Genomic DNA, 19382 nt, shown 5'->3' with positions numbered 1-19382 from the left:
CTTGTTAAATTGTGCAAATATACATTTATATTTTTTCTATTTATCCAAAGCCTCATAAATTGAATTATTGCTTCGGAATTCTGGCACTATTGTTTTAAGAATCCTTACCACTTCCACTTTATCTCTTCGCAGGGAAGCCTTGGTAATTTCTTTAGTAAGCCTGTCTATATCTTCAAATCCCATTGAAGGATCTTTGGAAATCATAATTTTGTCATTATGCGTAGGAAGTGTTTTTGCATCGTCACTCAGAAGTTCTTCGTACAGCTTTTCGCCGGGTCTTAATCCTGTATAGATGATCTTAATGTCTATATTAGGTTCGAATCCTGATAATTTGATCATTCTTTTCGCAAGATCAATAATTTTTACAGGTTCTCCCATATCAAAGACAAAAATTTCACCTCCTTCTCCCATTGTTCCGGCCTGAAGTACAAGCTCACAGGCCTCAGGAATTGTCATGAAATATCTTACAATTTCCGGGTGGGTAATAGTTACCGGACCACCAGCTTCAATCTGCTTTTTAAAATGAGGAATTACAGAACCATTGGAGCCTAATACATTTCCAAATCTCGTGGTAATAAACTTGGTCACATTACCTTCTACATTCTGAAGTGACTGTACAAAAAGCTCTGCAGCACGTTTGGAGGCTCCCATTACGTTCGTTGGATTTACAGCTTTATCTGTAGATACCATTACAAACCTGTTTACTTTATACTTGCTGGATAATTTCGCAACAATCTTTGAACCTAATATATTGACAAAAATGGCTTCATGAGGGTTTTCTTCTACTAAAGGAACATGCTTATAGGCAGCAGCGTGGTATACCATTGAGAAGTTATACGTCTGGAACAGAGATTCCATTCTGTGATGGTTAGAAACATCTCCTAAAACAAATTTGAAAGTGATATGAGGGAATTTCTCTCTCATTTCAAGTTCGATTTCGTAAAGTGGTGTTTCAGCCTGATCCAGTACTACAATCAAAGAAGGATTAAAAAGAGCAACCTGTCTTACAATCTCACTTCCTATAGATCCTGCTCCACCGGTTACCAATACTGTTTTATCAAAATGTCTGCTTTTAACTTTCTCATTCTGAATTTTGATAGGCTTTCTATTTAGCAAATCTTCAATTTGAAGGTTTTTGATAGACCCGCCAAGATCACTGTCTCTTAACTTCTGTACCGATGGTGCTTTAAAGACATTCAGGTCTTTTTCTAAAAACAAATTCACCCAGGCATTCATCTCATCTCTGGCCATCATCTCTTTAACAATGAGAACCCCGTCAACCATAAGATCTTCTTTTGAATGTTCTTCTATCTTTTCCTTTTCATAAATTGGTTTTCCTAACAGAGAAGCTCTTTTAGAATCTGTTCTCTGAGTTAAAAACCCAACTACCTGATAAGGCAGGCTCGGATTATCCAGAATAGCACGAGCTATCGCAATAGATTGTTCATCAATCCCCAATACCAGAATTCTTTTTTTCAGTGCACTTCTTCTATATTCCCTTACAATATGGAAAAACTCTTTCACATATAGTCTGAAAAGGAATAATCCCATAAAAGAAATTACAAAGTAAAGTATCAGATAAGGAGTAAGTATAAACTTACTTCCTGTGGTCCAGAAGTAAGCAATATTTATAGTTCCGATAGTCAGCATTGTGCAGAAGCATGATATCAGAAGTTTAAATAAATCTATAAATGTTGAGTGGCGGATAATACCGGCATACGTCTTGAAGACGTACATAAAAATGGCATTCACCAGAATAATAAAAGCAAAAATTAAACTTTTATCTTCATGGTATATAAACTCCTGCTTGGTAATCTTTGCGATAATGTAAGTGGAAAGAAATAAAGATATGATCAGAATAATAATGTCTATTACAAGAATTATCCATCGAGGAAGATATCTTACGTCTGAGAGATTGACAACATTATCCCCTCCAAATATTGTTTTTCTAAGAGAATTGTACATTGTCTGTATTGGTGTTCATATTTAATTAAGGTATATTATCTGATGATCCAATCAAATATATTTTGACACAATCACACAAAAATAAATAAATTTATTTCAATATGTTGAAATCAAAAATAAATTTGATGTTATGTTTATGAAATCTAATAATTTCATTACGGTACAGCTAAACTCACAGACAAAAATCATACCATAAAAGCTGTTTATAAAGGTGATATTTATCTATAAAAATTCTTCATTTAAGCTGTTTTTCTTTAAAAGAATTATTAAATCGTTATATATCAATCTTTTTCAATGAACTGCTTATTTTTTTTCCTAAAAGTCATACGTCAAGTTTTTTTAATTTATTAATATTTAATCAAAAATATCAATTATTTTTTCATATTCAAAACCTTTACTCATCAAATGCTTTATAGTCTTGGTTTTTTTTTGATATTCTTTCAAACCGGTTTGTCTGGAATAATAATCATCAAAAATTTTCCTGATAGTTTTCTCATAATCAGTGTCATCAATCTCATCAAAACATGAATTGATCAGTTTCTCAGAAATCTGTTTCTGCTTCAGATTCATTTTAATTTTGTTTTTCCCCCAGTGTTTGATATAAAATTTACCTCTGATATAGCTTCGGGTAAATCTTTCTTCGTTCAGATAATTTTCTTTCAGCAGGTATAGAATAATTTCTTCCTTCGCTTCATCTATAAGCAGGAATTCTCTCATCTTCTGCTCCACTTCAGCATGACAACGGTCCTGGTAAACACAGTAATTGACCAGCTTCTGTTTTATTTCTTCGAAAGTATAAGATTTCTTTTCCATTTGAATAAAAAAAGAATGAGCAATTTGCCCATTCTTTATATAATATAGCAATATCTGTTAGTAATTGAACAGAGCTTTACCTTCCATTAATTCGTTAACTTTCTTTCTTACAGATCCAATCACCTCTTCATTTTTGATATTGTCTACTACTTCAGAAATCAGTCCCGCAATAGTATCCATATCATTTTCTTTCAATCCTCTTGTTGTGATAGCTGCAGTTCCCAATCTGATACCGGATGTCGTAAATGGTGACTTATCATCAAAAGGAACCATGTTTTTGTTGCAGGTAATATCGGCAAGTACAAGTGCTTTCTCTGTTTCCTTACCGTTTACTCCTTTATTTCTAAGGTCTACCAGCATCAGGTGATTGTCTGTACCTCCGCTTACGATATCAAAACCTCTGTTGATCATTGCTTTTGATAATGCCTGAGCATTTGCTTTAACCTGTTTTGCATAAGTTTCGAACTGAACATCCAAAGCTTCCCCGAAAGCAACTGCTTTACCGGCGATCACATGCTCAAGCGGCCCTCCCTGAATACCCGGGAATACAGCTCCGTCCAGAACCTGGCTCATCATTTTGATTTCTCCTTTTGGAGTTTTGTGGCCATATGTATTTTCAAAGTCTTTCCCCATCATGATCATTCCTCCTCTTGGACCTCTAAGCGTCTTGTGAGTTGTAGTTGTTACTACATGACAGTGCTCGAATGGAGAATTTAATAATCCTTTTGCTACTAAACCTGCCGGGTGAGCAATATCAGCCCAAAGGGTAGCTCCCACTTCATCTGCCACCTCTCTGAATTTGGCATAATCTAAATCTCTTGAATAGGCTGAGAAACCTGCAATAAGCATTTTTGGTTTTTCTCTCAACGCTACTTCTCTCATTTGATCATAATCAATAAGACCTGTTTCCTGCTGAACCCCATAAGAAACCACGTTATATTGAATTCCTGAAAAATTCACTGCAGAGCCGTGGGTAAGGTGCCCCCCCATTGAAAGGTCCATTCCCATAATTTTATCACCAGGTCTCAAAACTGCAAGATAAATGGCTGCATTCGCCTGAGAACCGGAATGTGGCTGAACATTCACATAATCTACTCCGAAAAGCTCTTTAGCTCTGTTGATGGCTAAAGTTTCAACCTCATCTACTACTTCACATCCTCCGTAATATCTTTTTCCGGGATATCCTTCAGCATATTTATTTGTCAGTACACTTCCCATTGCTTTCATCACATTTTCAGAAACAAAATTTTCTGATGCGATAAGCTCTAATCCATGGGTTTGTCTTTGTCTTTCCTTTTCAATCAGGTCGAAAATAATATCCATTTTACTTTTAGTTTTTGAAATTTTCACCCCAAATGTACGGAATTTTCGTCGAGATTTCTCTATTGTAAAAATGATTTTTAAACACTAAAAAATAAAAACATTCATCAATAAATTCAACATTATGATTGTTTTAATGATATGAAAATGTTTCTAAAATTCTTCATCTGAAAGCTCCTTATTAACCGCGGCACCTGCAAAATTTCCCTGTGCAACTGCATTGGCTACGGAACGCATCATGGTTACATTATCTCCACATGCAAATACTCCGGGAACATTCGTTTTCTGCATCATGTCCACTTTAATAAACCCCTGTTCTGTCAATTCACATCCCAGATCAGCAGATACATTGATATTTTGTTCAAAAGGAATTTTAGCATATAAAGCCTTTAAAGAAATCTCTTTCCCGTTTTTGAAAATAATTTTCTGAATAGATCCGTTGTCATGCTCTATCTTTTCAATCTCATCTTCAATAAGATTAATTTTATTCTGAGCCAGTTTCTTTATTTGTTCATCAGTAAGGGAAGCCTTTCCATTCGTAAACAGGGTAAGGCTTTTGGTCAGATTAAAAATCAGCTTTGAAAATTCGTAAGCCATATCTCCATTGGAAAGAATTCCTGTGACTTCATTTTTTACTTCATATCCATGGCAGTATGGGCAGTGTATAACAGAAATCCCCCAACATTCTGCAAATCCGGGAATATCAGGCATTACATCCTTCACCCCGGAAGCAATAATTAGCTTTTTAGAATTGAATTTTTCACCAGATAAAGTTTCAATTTTAAAACCTTCATTGGTCTTTTGTATTTTCACAGCGGTTCCTTTACAGAAACTGACAGTATTGTATTTTTCAACATCGTTTTTTGCCAGTTGTGAAATTTCTGATGGTGTTTTTCCATCATGGGTAACAAAGTTATGAGAATGCGGAGTCTGTCTGTTACAAGGTTTTCCATTATCAATGATCAAAACATTCCTTAAAGATCTTCCCAAAGACATTCCCGCAGATAATCCCGAATAGCTTCCTCCTATTATGATAACATCAAAATTTTTATTTTCCATAGTTCAGTTGATAATTGATAATACAAAGGTAAAGCAAAATCAACTAACGCAATATAGTTGCAATAATGTTTTTTATCTATTTTCTTTATTCCATAAACAAATGGTCATTTACCACTTCTACTGAAAAACTATTTCCATTCATTTTTAACTTCGGTAATTTCGTCCTGAATTCTTTTATTGATATTTATTTTCGCTCCCTGAAGACTGAAAACAGCTGTTCCTTTTTCTCTCGCATACGGATTGGTAATAGAATCCTTTAGTTCCGCAACTTCAAAAAAGGAACCGGATTCATTAAGTTCTTTTCCTGCTTCGGGGGCATCTTTAACCCGGATTACATTTTTGTATTTTCTGCTTAAATCTATCCAATTGATATAATCTGCATGAAATGACATGGCTACAACACCCGCTTTTGAATAATAATTAATTGCTCCGGTCTGTCCGTAATTGTCGCACAACACCATTGTATTTCCGGTTTTTGCCAGTTTGGAATATTCCTTATCCACTTTTTGAGCCAGCTCTTTCCAGCCCTGCATGTCAGCAAAATCCTGTGGTAAAGGATGATCTTTTCCATCTTCCCAGCGAAGCAGTCCGAATTTTTTATACCGATCCGGGTGAGAGATTATATATTCAGGACTTTTATTCGGAAAGGCTACATTATATAAGGGAAGAAATAAAAGTATCGGAATGAGAATGCTGACCGGCTTCAAAAATCTTTTCCATCCTTTTTCAAATAAATGCCCCAGGTAAACTCCACCAAAGGCAATATAAACGGGATAGAGTCCTATAGCATAGTAGTCTTTTGCTTTAAAAAACAAGAACAGAGTCATTGTAATAATATAGCTCCAGAAGAAAAACCGGAATTTCTCAAAAGGCTTATACAACAATAACGCCCCCCAGCCTGCTAGAATAACAAAAAAGACACCTATAAAAAAGAGAATCTGAGATTTCATAAAGTCCATCCGGTCCACATGTACAAGCTGTTTTTCTGAAAGTTCTTTCATATGATGAATTACCGGAAAATGATTCTGATACTGCCATAAAAGATTGGGAAAAACAATAATTAAAACCAAAAGCGCTGCCCAGTATACATGAGACTGCATAAAGATTCTCCTCTGCTCTGTTAGCAGAAATGCAGGAATAAGTCCAAGGACTGCAAAAGCAATATTATACTTATTCAATATTCCTATTCCGAAAATGACTGCTCCTGTGTAAATCCACTTAACTTTTTGGGAATTAAAATATTTGATGAGGCTATAATAAAGACATAACCACAGGAAAATTTCCAGTGATGTCGGCTGGAATAACATATTTACCCGAAGAAGTACAGACAATAAAATACCTGACGCAGTAAGTATTTTAGCAAAAAGGCTTCCGTTCAGTTCTTCAACAACTTTCCAGGCAAGGGCTATTGTCATTGCTCCAAATAAAGCAGGAAAGAATTTAACCCAGTATACGGAGTTGCCCAATATTTTAATGATCCAGGCTATCCAGGAATTGACGGGTGGAACAGAAAGATATCCCCATGCAAGATGATTCGCCTGATCAAGATGCAGGTATTCATCCCTGTGAAGTTCATATTCAGGACTTATCAATGAATATTGAAGGGCAAACTTTGCAATGATAAAAAGAACGAGAATCCAGTAGTCTTTTTTCATGGGTATAATAGTTTGGATTTAAAGATAAGACAGTTTAAACTTCTTTTCCGTTACACTGTTATTTCAAACCTGTTATCAATAATTTCAGTTTTTATTTTCTGAATATTGTCAGACCAATATTCAATTTCGTCTTTCTTTCCGGAGCATTCCTCTATAGGAGTTTTCTGGCAGGCAGCTAAATATTCCTGATAGGTTTTCAAGATATAAAAAATCCCGGAGAAAAAGAATTCCTCCAGGATTACAGTTTAAAAGTGTATAGTGTAGTTTATTATTTTTTATTAGCCTTTTCTTTCAGCTCTTCTTTGTCTTTATCTGACGGGTTCCAAACTTTCACTTCAGTATCTTTTGTAATATTTGATCCCGGAAGAATCTGAACATTGATCCCGTCACTTGCACCCAGTTTCACATATACTTTCTTGAATTTGCCGTCTTTTTGTTTGGTTTCTACAAAAGGAACATCTTTTCCTTGTTTCTTTTCATACTGCACCAAAGATTCATCCAATAATAATGCGTTTTTCTGAGAACTCAAAACAATTTCACCATTCGCAGAAAAACCTGCTCTAATATACTCATTATTAGGATTACTTACATTACCTTCTACCGGAAATTTAATAGTTCCTGCATTATCTTTTCCTTTAGGGGCAATCATGGTCAGTTTTCCAGGGAAAGTTTTGTTTTGTAATGCTCCGATTACGATATTCATATCCATCCCTTCGCTTAGTTTTCCTGCCTGTGCTTCATCGATTTCACCTTTAAAGATCAGCACATTTAAATCTGCAACCGAGCAGATTGTAGTTCCCGCATTGAAGTTATTGGCTTCAATCACCTGGCTTCCTGCTTTAACAGGTACTTCAAGTACGGTACCTGAAGCTTTGGAACGGATCTCGGTAGTCGCCAGACCCTGCCCTTTAAGTTCCGGAGTTGCCCCTGTTTTAGCGATTTGTAGTCTTTTTTGAGCGGTGTTCAATTGCTGCTGGGCATTTTTCAAAGCCTGCTGCTGAGAGAATAGCTGCTGCTGAGAATTAAGAAACTCCTGTTTTGAAGCCACGCCCTGCTTGTAAAGCTTTTCCTGCATATCAAACTGCTTCTGCATATTTCCTACATTCATCTGGGCGTTACTGATCTGGATCTGCGCATTCTGAACTTCCTGCTGAGCAGCGTTTACTTCAGAAATACTTGGAACAATTTTTACGGTAGCAATCAGCTGTCCTACTTCTACCTTATCTCCTTCTTTTACTAAGATTTTATCTATAATCCCTGCAATATTGGGTTTGATCTCAATTTCTTCTTTCGGAACAATTTTCCCTGTAGCCATTACCTTATCATCCATATTCTGAACGGTAGGCTTGCGGGTAAGGAAAGCTTCACCTTCCTTAGAGTTAGATTTTATAAGATAGCCAATCCCTGAGAATAATGCCACTGCAAATAAAAGCCCCAACACTATATAAATGGCTTTTTTCCAAGTGAATTTCTTTTTCATATGTATATAGTTTATTTTTTATTAAATAGATTGAAAAATTAAAAGATTGAAAGATTGATTTCGTTCATTTATCAATCGTTCTTCTTTATTTTCAAATTGCTTCATTTTTCAAATTAATTACTCTGTTCTTAACGCTTCAATAGGTTTAATTTTCACAGCTCTCTGTGCGGGAATCATCCCGATAACCAGTCCTAAAACCACCATTACCGCCATTGCCGCAAATACGTTTCCGTAGTTGACCGTCGGATTATAGAATGGGAATGAGTCCTGGCCCTGAGTAACAGCATTGAGAATCATGAGGACAAAAATCCCGGACATAAAACCTATTAATCCTGAAGAGAGGGTAATAACAACACTTTCCAGCAAAATCTGATTTCTTACCTCAGCAGGCTTGGCTCCCAATGCCCTTCTGATCCCTATTTCTTTGGTTCTTTCTTTTACGGTGATCAACAGGATATTTGAAATAGCAATTACTCCTGCAAGAATGGTCAGTGTACCCACGATAATGGTCAGCAGCTGCATTCCCGTAAGAAAGCCTGTCAGTTTTTTAAATTCTTTTCCAAGGTTGAAACTACCGAAAGCGTTGGTATCTTCAGGAGATACTTTATTCTTGGCTTTTAAAGCCTGCTTTACATCTTCTTCTACCGAGTTAACATTTGCATTAGGCTTGCTTACAATAGCAAACATATCGATCTGGTCTCCTGCATTATACATCTTCGTATACGTGGAAAGTGGGATAAAAGCAGTCTGGTCATTTTCAAATCCGCCTCCTTTTTTTACACGGAAAACTCCGATTACATTAAAAAACAGCCCTTTGATATTAATAGACTTTCCTATTGGATTTTCTTTTTTCTTGGAATCAAAGAAGTTTTTATAAATTTCTTCTCCTATCACCACTACATTTTTATTCCCGGAAACATCGGCATCATTGATGTAGCGTCCGAAGATCAGTTTCTTTTCTGAAATTTTATTTCCTACAGAATAATCTCCGGTAAGCGAATAGGTTCCGTTCTTCCCGTTTCTTGACATGGCTTCTCCCGGCGTTCCGGTAAAGCTTCCTCTGGCATTCTGCGGCGATATATAATCTATGGCTGTTACTTTTCTTTTCAGCATTTCCATATCATTCAGGTTCAGGTGAACTTCTCTTCCTTTAGGAAACCCTTCGTATGGGATAGACGTTTTCTGTGCCCACAGGAAGATGGAATTGGTCGCAAAACCGGAAAATAATTTATCAAAACCATTTTCCATTCCTTTTGCAGCTCCAAGAAGGCTCACATACAAAAACATTCCCCACCCTACACCGATCATGGTAAGAAATGTCCGGAGTTTATTATTCCTCAATGAATAATAAATTTCCTGCCAAGTGTCTTTTTTAAATATGATATTCACCTTTCCGAGTTATAAGTTATAAATAATGAATCCCGTTAATCTGTTTATCTTCTTTTGCTTTTTTTAAACTCACGTATTATAGCAAATTATTCTGTTCTCAATGCTTCTATCGGTTTGATTCTTGAGGCTCTGTATGCGGGAACAAATCCTGCAATCAGTCCTGAGAAAATCAGGGCAATAAATGCCATCACAATAGCTCCCCATCCTACGCTCGGGCTTTTAATGAAGAATTCTTCAAGACTGTTCCCGATAAGATTTAACGTTAAAACCCCTATTCCTACTCCAACAAGTCCGGACACTACTGTAATTACAACACTTTCCTGAACAATCAGCCCCACAATTCCACTCGGTTTTGCTCCAATAGCTTTTCGTACCCCGATTTCTTTGGTTCTTTCTTTTACGATATACACCATAATGTTACTGATCCCGATAATTCCGGCAAGCAATGTTCCTAATCCGATAAATCCTACAATTGCAGTAAGTACCGCCATAAATGTAAAAGTGTCATTCATATTTTTGGCATTGTTCCAGACACGGACACCGTTTTCATCATCAGGAGAGACATTTTTTCTTGATTTCAGTTTATCTTTAAGCTCATCACCATATTTAATGGCTTCCTGAGGGGTCAGTTTATCACTATAGGAGATATAGGCAATGTTCACCGTATCCGATCCTTTTTTCATCTGCTGTAAAGTGGTAATGGGTACTGTGATATGTCTTTCGTCCCAGTCTCCACCGTCATCAGAGAACACGCCTACCACCTTAAACATGGTTCCATTGATATCGAGTTCTTTTCCTACCGGGCTTCCGTTTTTAATCAAATCCCTCTGTACCATTCTTCCGATAACAGCCACGTTTTGTTTCCCTTCCAGATCTCTTGGGGTAATGTATCGCCCATCAATCATTTTTCGGTTTTCGATCACCTGTTCACCCGGTTCTGCGCCATGTACCTGATAAATCCCGCTTTCTTTGCCATATTTTACCATTAAGCTGGCATTATATCGCGGGCTGGAAGCTCCTACATTCTTTTTATCAGCATTGATAAGGAAATCGTAGTCATCATTATTCAACGTAACCGTACGGTCAGACTGTAATCCTTTATAAGCCAATGTCGTTTTTCCTGTAGTAATGGTAATCAGGTTTTTGGCATCTCCCGAAAATCCTTCAGAGAAAGCATTCTGAAGTCCTTTTCCAATTCCGAAAAGTACAATGAAAATAAACAGTCCCAAAGCTACCGTAAACCCCGAAAGCACTGTCCGGAGTACATTACTCCGGATAGAACTGAATATTTCCTGCCAACGATCTAGGTCAAACATATTTTTTATTTTTTTACTGTGTAAAAAAGTCAATTAGCTGCGCTCTCAATTTTCTTCGAAGTCAATTAACTTTGTTGTCAATTTGTTCTTCATAATTCTTCTAGCATCCCTCGGTAATATTTAATATCTGGTCAATTATATTAAACTTTTCATGATCAGGAATTTTAGATAAAGCCTTATAACATTCTATTTTTAATTCTCCCGCTGATTGATATACGTCAAGCTTATAATGGTTCAGATGTAAAAACATTTTTATTCATATTCATTTGTGTCTGTGATATCAATTATTTGTCCTCCTCATTATAAAATTCACTTGTGAAGCAAAATTGACCGTTCAGTATTCACTTATAGTATAATCTGCTTAATAAACTCATCACTTTCAATAATTCCGTCCTTTAGGACTACATTCCTTTTGGTCTGTGCAGCGACATCTGGTTCATGGGTTACCACAATGATTGTTTTCCCTTCATTATTGATATCCTGAAGAAGTTTCATAATGTCATGGGTGGTTTTGGAATCGAGTGCTCCGGTAGGTTCATCCGCCAGCACCACTTTCGGATTGGTAATCAAAGCTCTTGCAATGGCCACTCTCTGTTTCTGCCCTCCGGAAAGTTCACTTGGAAGGTGGTTTGCCCATTGGGCAAGCCCAACTTTTTCCAGATATTCCATAGCTTTCTGGTTTCGCTCTTTTCGCGGTACATTCTGATAATATAACGGAAGCGCTACATTCTCCAAAGCTGTTTTGTAATTGATAAGGTTGAAAGACTGAAAAATAAATCCTAAAAATCTGCTTCTGTATTCCGCAGCTTTTACCTCAGATAAATGTTCGATGGGAACTCCATCCAATTCATAGGTTCCTGAATCTTTTTCATCCAGAATCCCAATAATATTAAGAAGTGTAGATTTTCCGGAACCGGAACTTCCCATAATAGAAACAAACTCCCCTTCAGAAATATTCAGATTAATTCCTTTAAGAACATGAAGTTTGCTTTTCCCTGTATCGTATGACTTATTTAAATCCTGAATTACTAACATTAAGTGATGTATGTTTTATACCCAATAAGTAGATGATATTTTCAAATTGTTACAAGAATAAAAATTTATTCAAAATATTTTTCGTTTAATAAAATAACCCTTTATTAATAATACTTTACAAAATATTGTTTAACTGTAACTTCACATTTCGATCTATTTATCCTCAAGATTGCTGTTTAGCCTATTATACGAGGCTGTTTCATGTAAATGTGGAAAACTTTTCAGGCTAAAAGTCAGCCGATTAGTATTTACCCCTTTCAAAATCAGTTCTTTTTTTCGAACTTTGCTATTAGTTCTTTACAAGAAATATGGATTTGCAAAAGTGGATAACTTTAATTCACAACCTGCAGAAAAACAAAAACTTAAGTATTTCCGGAACGTTATCCACAAGGATCTAAATTATTTAATTATAAAGATATTTAATATGGGAATTTTTGATAAAAGAGTAAGCTATAAGCCATTTGAATACCCGGAGGTTCTTCAATTTGTAGAAGCCATCAACAAATCGTTCTGGGTACATTCGGAAGTGGACTTTACTGCAGATGTTCAGGATTTTCATTCGCAGTTGGAACCACACGAAAAGCATGCTGTGAAGAATGCGCTGTTAGCCATTGCACAGATCGAGGTGTCTGTAAAGACATTCTGGGGGAATTTATACAACCACTTACCAAAGCCGGAATTCAATGGATTAGGATCTACTTTTGCAGAATGCGAGTTCCGTCATTCTGAAGCATATTCCCGTTTATTAGAGGTTTTAGGATATAACGATGAATTCCTTAACGTAATCGAAATTCCTGCTGTAAAAGGAAGAATCGAGTTTCTTGGAAATGCCTTAAAGCACGCTAATTCTGCTACACCGAAAGAATATGTTTCCGCTTTATTATTATTCAGTATTTTAGTGGAAAACGTTTCTCTTTTCTCGCAGTTTGCCATCATCCTTTCTTTCACAAGATTCAAAGGATTCATGAAAAATGTTTCCAATATCATCGCATGGACTTCAGTAGATGAGCAGATTCACGCCAATGCAGGAATCTACCTGATCAACAAAATCCGTGAAGAACAACCGGACTTATTAACGGACAGCGATATTGAAGATATCTATACCCTTGTAGATGAGTCTATCGCAAGAGAAGGTGATATCCTTAGCTGGATCTTTGAATTGGGAGAAATCGACAACGTTTCCAAAGAAGATCTGTTAAACTTCATGAAATACCGTGTAGATGACAGCTTGAAGAAAATCAACATGAAAACAAGATACAACATTACCCCTGAGCAATACAGGCCAATGGTATGGTTCGAGGAGGAAGTTTTCGCCAATTCATTAGATGATTTCTTTGCCAAAAGACCTGTAGACTATACGAAACACGACAAGAGTATTACAGCAAACGACTTGTTTTAATATCCGGGCGCGAGCGCATCGAGCGTCAATGCAGTCAGTATCAGGAAGGCAATTCATTAATAAAGCACAAATATCAAGGGAATGATTAATGTAATAGTAACTTATACGGTAAACCCCGACTTTGTTCCAAACAATAAAGCTAATATCCAAAAGTTTCTGGAAGATTTCAAAAATTTAGATCCTTCCACCTTTGAGTATAAAGTTTTTGTAAAGGAAGATGGTGTTACTTTTGTACATTATTCAAACTACATCAATGAAGAAGTTCAGCATGAGGTCTTGAATGTTCCGTCTTTTAAAGAATTTCAGAGATTAAGAGATGAAAGCGGGCTGAACGGTTCCCACAAAGTAGAAATTTTACAATCAATACAATAAAAAACAAAATTCCGGAGTGATTCCTTCATTCCGGAATTCGAAAATATAACATCTATGGAAGAGCAAAATTCAAATATATGGTGGCTCAATGAAGAGTCTGAGCAGATGCTTAACAGAGGATATCTGTTGAAAGGTGAAACAGTAGACGGAGCAATCGACAGAATTACCACCGCCGCTGCAAAAAGGTTATACAAACCTGAACTTCAACCGGCATTCAAAGAAATGATCACGAAAGGATGGATCAGTTTCTCTTCTCCTGTATGGGCTAATATGGGAACTCAGAGAGGTCTTCCAATCTCATGTTTCAACGTTCACATCCCGGACAGCATTGAAGGGATTACCCACAAAATGGGTGAAGTGATCATGCAGACAAAGATTGGAGGAGGTACTTCAGGGTATTTCGGAGAATTGAGAAACAGAGGAACAGCGGTAACGGATAACGGAAAGTCTTCCGGAGCAGTTTCATTCATGAAGCTTTTCGATACGGCTATGGATGTTGTTTCCCAGGGAGGAGTAAGAAGAGGAGCTTTTGCTGCGTATTTAGATATTGACCACGGAGATATTGAAGAATTTTTATCTATTAAAGATATCGGCAGCCCGATTCAGAACCTATTCACCGGAGTATGTGTTCCGGATTACTGGATGCAGGATATGATTGACGGTGATATGGAAAAACGTAAAGTCTGGGCAAGAGTACTGGAAAGCCGCCAGCAAAAAGGTCTTCCGTATATTTTCTTCACAGACAACGTTAATAGAAACAAGCCACAAGTTTATAAAGATTTAGGAATGACGGTGAATGCAAGTAACCTTTGTTCCGAAATTATGCTTCCATCCACCATGGAAGAATCTTTCATCTGCTGTCTGTCTTCCATGAACCTTGAACTATATGATGAATGGAAGGATACAGATGCTGTAAAGCTTGCTATATATTTCCTTGATGCCGTTTTATCTGAATTCATTGATAAAACTGAGGGTAACTATTACTTACAGGGAGCAAGAAACTTCGCAATGCGTCACAGAGCCCTTGGGTTAGGAGTGCTAGGATACCACTCTTATTTACAGAAAAATATGATTCCGTTTGAAAGCTTTGAGGCAACTCAGTTCAACGCAAGAGCATTCAGACATATCAAAGAACAGGCTGAACAGGCCTCAAGAGAGCTTGCCAACATCTATGGTGAACCGGAAGTTTTGAAAGGATATGGGCTGAGAAATACCACAACAATGGCTATTGCTCCTACCACTTCAAGTTCTGCAATTTTGGGACAAACTTCCCCGGGAATTGAACCTTTTGCTTCTAACTACTATAAAGCAGGTCTTGCTAAAGGAAACTTTATGCGTAAGAATAAATACCTTGCAAAATTACTGGAAGAAAAAGGACTGGATAACGAGGAAACATGGAGAACAATCATGCTCAACCATGGATCTGTACAGCACCTGAATGAACTTACTCCTGAAGAAAAGGCAGTATTCAAAACATTCAAAGAAATTTCTCCGATGGAAATTATTTCTCAGGCTGCACAGAGACAACAATATATTGACCAGGCACAATCACTGAATCTTCAGATTCCTTCTACAATGCCTGTAAAAGATGTTAACTACCTTTATATTGAAGCCTGGAAAAAAGGAGTAAAAACACTTTACTACCAGAGAAGTTCATCAGTTTCAAAAGAAATGATGGTTAACTTCGTATCATGCTCAAGCTGCGAGGCATAGATCAAGTAATAAACACGCTATATTTACAAAAGCATACCGAATGGTGTGCTTTTGTCGTTTTTTATTATATAATAGGTTGGGATGAAGCCAATTTAATTTTATTCGCCCGCGGATTACACAGATTTTCACAGATCTTTCCTATGGCATTAATAAGTTTTGGCTAAAGCCGATCCGATGCATACTATGGCTTATTTTATGAAAACGGGTTAAGCCCGTTCCTATGGAATAGTTATAATTTGTATGAGTTTTAATTCACCATAGATTACGCAGATTTCCGCAGATGATTACGTTAATTTACCTAATTGACAGTAAAGATAAACTGTAATTTCTGTATCGGCGATCTATGATTTATCATCTATAAAAAGGTCCGGAAAGAAAATCCGGACCTTTGAAAAGAATTTATGAAGTAAAATGTAAAAGCGTTATTAAAAATTATATCTCACCCCAAGCTGTGCCTGAAATCTTGATGCAAACTGATCAATGGTATAAGGTAATCCCGGTGTTTTGAAGTTGTAGGTAGGATCTCCTGCAGAAGGCTGTCCTGCTGCTACATTTCCTACTTTTGTTAACCCGACACTTGCTGTAGAGTTGAAAGTATTAGGAACAAAATATACTTTACCCCAATCTTTGTTCAGCAGATTAGTGAAATTAATGATACTCAATGAGATCTGAATATTATTCTTAGATTTCTTACTCAACCTGATTTCATCCATGATTCTGATATCCGCCTGAATATTCCATGGAGTAACATCTCCGTTTCTTTCCGTGAATTTACCTCGTCTGGATTTCAGATAGTCGTTACTGTTAATAAAGTTTTCGTAATCTGCAATCTGCTGCTGAGCCGTTACCACAACATTTCCTGAGGCATCTTTTATAGGGGCTATATATTTGGAAGCCTCTGCAGCATCTTTAAAGATATACGCAAGTCCGGCAGCCTGTCCTGTATTGGCAATTGTACTGTTCACAAATCCCCATGAAAAAGGATTTCCTGATTGAGCATTAAAATATACATTGGTGTATAATCTGTTCATATCAGAAATATTAAAAGCATATCCAAGATTGGCCACCACTCTGTTTTTGATGGCGAAGTTAGATGTTGTGAGCTTCGGATCGTTAGGGGTAAGAGACTGGTTCATCTGCCAGTTACTTTCCATCGAGTTTCGGATACCGTTGGTAATGTCTTTAGCATCTCCGTAAGTGTAGGCTACAAAGAAATTAAATCCGAAATCATAAGACTTTGAAAGCTGTGCTGTCAAATTGTAACGATATCCTTCTTTTGTATTGGATAAAAGATAGGCATTGGAAAAATTACTGTTGATATTGGTGGTATAGACCGGCATTTCATGATTCACATCATAGCTGTAATACGTCACATTATCCGTTTTGTTCACCTGCTGGAATTTCAGATCATAAAGCACTTTCGTATAAATACCTTCTAAGGTTAATTTATATCCGGCAAAGGTATAATCGAAAGCTAAAGAGCTTCTCCACACTCTTGGCATTTTAAAGTTATTGTCAATAAGGTCTACCTGTACTTTTGAAGAATTCTGCCATTTCGGAAAATTGGCATTGTTCAGCGGATCTCCGTTGGAAGCGAGCTGTGCAGGTGTTGGTGCATTGTAATCATAACTTCCGAAACCTACCCCGTCATTGTAATAAGCATATCCTAACCATGCAAAAGGAATTCTTCCCACGAAAATACCTGAACCTCCTCTTAATACCATCGATCTGTTTTCTGTAAGATCAATGGTAAATCCAAGTCTTGGAGAGAACGTAGGCTTATTCAGATAGTTGTTGGTAAGCTGGCTTAGTGGAGTGTAATTATAGGTATTTCCATAGTTCGGGTCCTGAGGCGAATGGGTTACCAACGGGCTTAATTGTGGCTTATTCGGTAAATCTGTATAATCTACTCTTACTCCCGGTGAAAGTCTCACCCTTCCCCAATTGATCTCATCCTGAAGATATAGGGAAAGCAGATTCACCTTATATTGGGCATACGGATTATCAAAAAGCGTTTGTCTGCTGTCTCCGTTAAAAGGATATGTTCCTCTTATCCTGGCGGGAGTTCCGTTATAAAAATCATTCAGGCTTTTATAGGAGATTCTTCCGTTCAGAGCATTTACAAAACCGTAGTTAATATTGTATAATTCATTGTGAGTTCCCAACAGGAAGGTATGGTTTCCCTTTTTATAAGTAAGGTTGTCTGTAATTTCAAAAGTTTTCTGCTTCATATTGAAAACAGTAGCTTCCCTGTCATTACCCAGCAAGATTGTTCCGCCATTGTACGCAATTTCTACCTGTGGAAACATTGCATTTCCCGAAGTAGGATCCCTGTAATCATGAATGGAAGAATAGCCTAAGACTAAATTGTTGCTCCATTGATCATTAAAACGGCTTTTCAGTTCGAGTGTAGTGGTAGATGCTGTATTTTTCTGAACGAAATCCATGCTGGAGAATCTGAAGTTAGCTCCGTCTCTTTCCAGATTGGACGCCTGTGAAAATACAGTATTGTTTTTAATGGATAAAGTATGTTTGTCATTAATTTTCCAATCCAACTTATTGAAAAGTTTAGAGCTTTCAGAGAAGTTATTGTATTGGTTATAACTTCCAACATTGAATCCGTACTTATTGTGTACAAAGTCTGAAATTTGCTGGGCAACCTGTTCATTCACCAGTGCTCCCGGATCATTGGCATTATAGAAGACAGGATCTGTCCTTTTGGTATATTCCAGGTTTGTAAACAGGAATACTTTATCTCTTACAACCGGCAACCCTACTCTTCCTCCGTAGATAAAGTCTTCAAAATCCTTAGGCATCTTAGCATTATCCCCAACCCTGTTTCTACCGGTAATTGCAGCATTTCTTCCGTATGCATACATTGAACCTGTCACATCGTTGCTTCCGCTTCGGGTAACCGCATTAATACTTCCTCCAAGGAAATTCCCCAGTTTCACATCATAAGGCGCAATATACACCTGCACATCCTGAATAGCATCCAGACTTATAGAATTGGAACGGGTACTGCTTCCGGGCATTCCTGAAGTACCTGTCTGCCCTCCTAATGAAGGACTGAATCCAATAGCGTCATTATTGATAGAACCATCAATAGTCACGTTATTATAACGGAAATTGGTTCCGTTGAAAGAGTTGTTGGCACTCTGGGGAATCAGCTTGGTAACATCCTGAATGCCGCGGTTGATATTCGGAAGACCGGAAATCTGGGCCTGGCTTATTCCGACTCCATATTTTGCTGTGCTCTTTTTAGAAGTGATTTTTACCTCATCAATTGTTTTCTCTTTACTTCCTACATCTACTACAGGTAAGTCGTTATTCCCTAAAGAAAGCTGCAGATTCGGATTTTCATAGATTACCTGTGATCCGTCAGATATTTCAATTTTATAAGGGCCTCCCGGCTGAAGATTATCTAAGCTGAACTGACCTTTGCTGTTACTTTTCGTTTCAAAGGTACTATTGGTAGGAATGTGCACTACCTTTACTGTAACTTCGGAAGAAATTCCCTTTAATCTTCCAAAAATTTTAGAGCTGGTTTCCTGTGAAAATGCAAACCCGAACGATAACAGAGCAAAAGCACAGATGATTTTTTTCTTCATATTTTTATTCGCTATAAACTTGGTGTAAAATTAGACCTAGTAAAAACGAAGTGTGGTAACACAGAATTAACATTACGTAACAGAATGTTTAATATTTCCTTAAAAAAAACTTAATAGAAACTTAGTAAAAGTGTTAAAAAATTTTCTACATACAATGTAAAAAAAACTATTCCTGGAGTATTTCAAAGGGGTTCAGTTTCTTAAAATTTTACAATCAATAATTTTTCATGTTTAATTACTTTCCATGGAAATCGT

The 19382-nt window shown here is 36.9% G+C and carries 14 protein-coding genes; 3 read left to right on the top strand and 11 right to left on the bottom strand.

The features are described 5' to 3' along the window. Positions 1 to 36 precede the first annotated feature (36 nt). From ACR1PO_RS08020 to ACR1PO_RS07975, 10 genes are all read right to left on the bottom strand, one after another. Entirely contained in the window at positions 37 to 1965 is a 1929-nt protein-coding gene (locus tag ACR1PO_RS08020) for a polysaccharide biosynthesis protein (protein WP_433986418.1), read from the bottom strand. Positions 1966 to 2319: 354 nt separating this feature from the next. Then, positions 2320 to 2778: a regulatory protein RecX gene (locus ACR1PO_RS08015; protein WP_433986417.1), complete on the bottom strand. Its 459-nt coding sequence runs from the start codon at positions 2776 to 2778 to the stop codon at positions 2320 to 2322. A gap of 57 nt (positions 2779 to 2835) precedes the next feature. Next, the gene (gene glyA / locus ACR1PO_RS08010) at positions 2836 to 4101 is read right to left on the bottom strand and encodes a serine hydroxymethyltransferase (RefSeq protein ID WP_433986416.1); all 1266 of its coding nucleotides are present in this window, start codon (positions 4099 to 4101) and stop codon (positions 2836 to 2838) included. Between the two features lie 150 nt (positions 4102 to 4251). After that, positions 4252 to 5157 carry an NAD(P)/FAD-dependent oxidoreductase gene (locus ACR1PO_RS08005; protein WP_433986415.1) on the bottom strand — a complete coding sequence of 302 codons (906 nt, stop codon included), beginning with the start codon at positions 5155 to 5157 and terminating at the stop codon, positions 4252 to 4254. 128 nt (positions 5158 to 5285) lie between these two features. Continuing rightward, on the bottom strand, positions 5286 to 6812 hold the full coding sequence (locus ACR1PO_RS08000) for a glycosyltransferase family 39 protein (protein ID WP_433986414.1): 1527 nt from the start codon (positions 6810 to 6812) through the stop codon (positions 5286 to 5288). A gap of 50 nt (positions 6813 to 6862) precedes the next feature. Next, a complete protein-coding gene (locus ACR1PO_RS07995; protein WP_332385076.1) occupies positions 6863 to 7012 on the bottom strand; it encodes a hypothetical protein in 150 nt (49 codons plus the stop codon). Between the two features lie 68 nt (positions 7013 to 7080). Further along, complete coding sequence (locus ACR1PO_RS07990; RefSeq protein WP_374465464.1) at positions 7081 to 8292, bottom strand: efflux RND transporter periplasmic adaptor subunit; 1212 nt, start codon at positions 8290 to 8292, stop codon at positions 7081 to 7083. A gap of 117 nt (positions 8293 to 8409) precedes the next feature. After that, positions 8410 to 9681: an ABC transporter permease gene (locus ACR1PO_RS07985; protein WP_433986413.1), complete on the bottom strand. Its 1272-nt coding sequence runs from the start codon at positions 9679 to 9681 to the stop codon at positions 8410 to 8412. 86 nt (positions 9682 to 9767) lie between these two features. Further along, positions 9768 to 10997 (bottom strand): ABC transporter permease, encoded by a 1230-nt coding sequence (locus tag ACR1PO_RS07980; protein WP_332385073.1) that lies wholly within the window; start codon positions 10995 to 10997, stop codon positions 9768 to 9770. A 345-nt stretch (positions 10998 to 11342) separates the two neighbouring features. Then, complete coding sequence (locus tag ACR1PO_RS07975; RefSeq protein WP_433986412.1) at positions 11343 to 12032, bottom strand: ABC transporter ATP-binding protein; 690 nt, start codon at positions 12030 to 12032, stop codon at positions 11343 to 11345. Positions 12033 to 12456: 424 nt separating this feature from the next. Between ACR1PO_RS07975 and ACR1PO_RS07970 the strand changes: the two genes are divergently transcribed. From ACR1PO_RS07970 to ACR1PO_RS07960, 3 genes are all read left to right on the top strand, one after another. After that, positions 12457 to 13431 (top strand): ribonucleotide-diphosphate reductase subunit beta, encoded by a 975-nt coding sequence (locus ACR1PO_RS07970; RefSeq protein ID WP_041461620.1) that lies wholly within the window; start codon positions 12457 to 12459, stop codon positions 13429 to 13431. 81 nt (positions 13432 to 13512) lie between these two features. After that, positions 13513 to 13803: a hypothetical protein gene (locus tag ACR1PO_RS07965; RefSeq protein ID WP_002977029.1), complete on the top strand. Its 291-nt coding sequence runs from the start codon at positions 13513 to 13515 to the stop codon at positions 13801 to 13803. 54 nt (positions 13804 to 13857) lie between these two features. Next, positions 13858 to 15516, top strand: coding sequence for a ribonucleoside-diphosphate reductase subunit alpha (locus ACR1PO_RS07960; RefSeq protein WP_002977026.1), 1659 nt, complete (start codon positions 13858 to 13860; stop codon positions 15514 to 15516). Between the two features lie 425 nt (positions 15517 to 15941). On the opposite strand, the gene ACR1PO_RS07955 is transcribed toward ACR1PO_RS07960, so the two are convergent. Then, positions 15942 to 19127: a TonB-dependent receptor gene (locus tag ACR1PO_RS07955; RefSeq protein WP_433986411.1), complete on the bottom strand. Its 3186-nt coding sequence runs from the start codon at positions 19125 to 19127 to the stop codon at positions 15942 to 15944. Between the last annotated feature and the right edge of the window lie 255 nt (positions 19128 to 19382).

It is taken from the genome of Chryseobacterium amylolyticum (assembly GCF_051011775.1).
In the GTDB taxonomy this organism is placed as follows: Bacteria; Bacteroidota; Bacteroidia; order Flavobacteriales; family Weeksellaceae; genus Chryseobacterium.
Note: the sequence above shows the minus strand (reverse complement) of the source record. Positions and strands in the feature narration are given on the sequence as shown.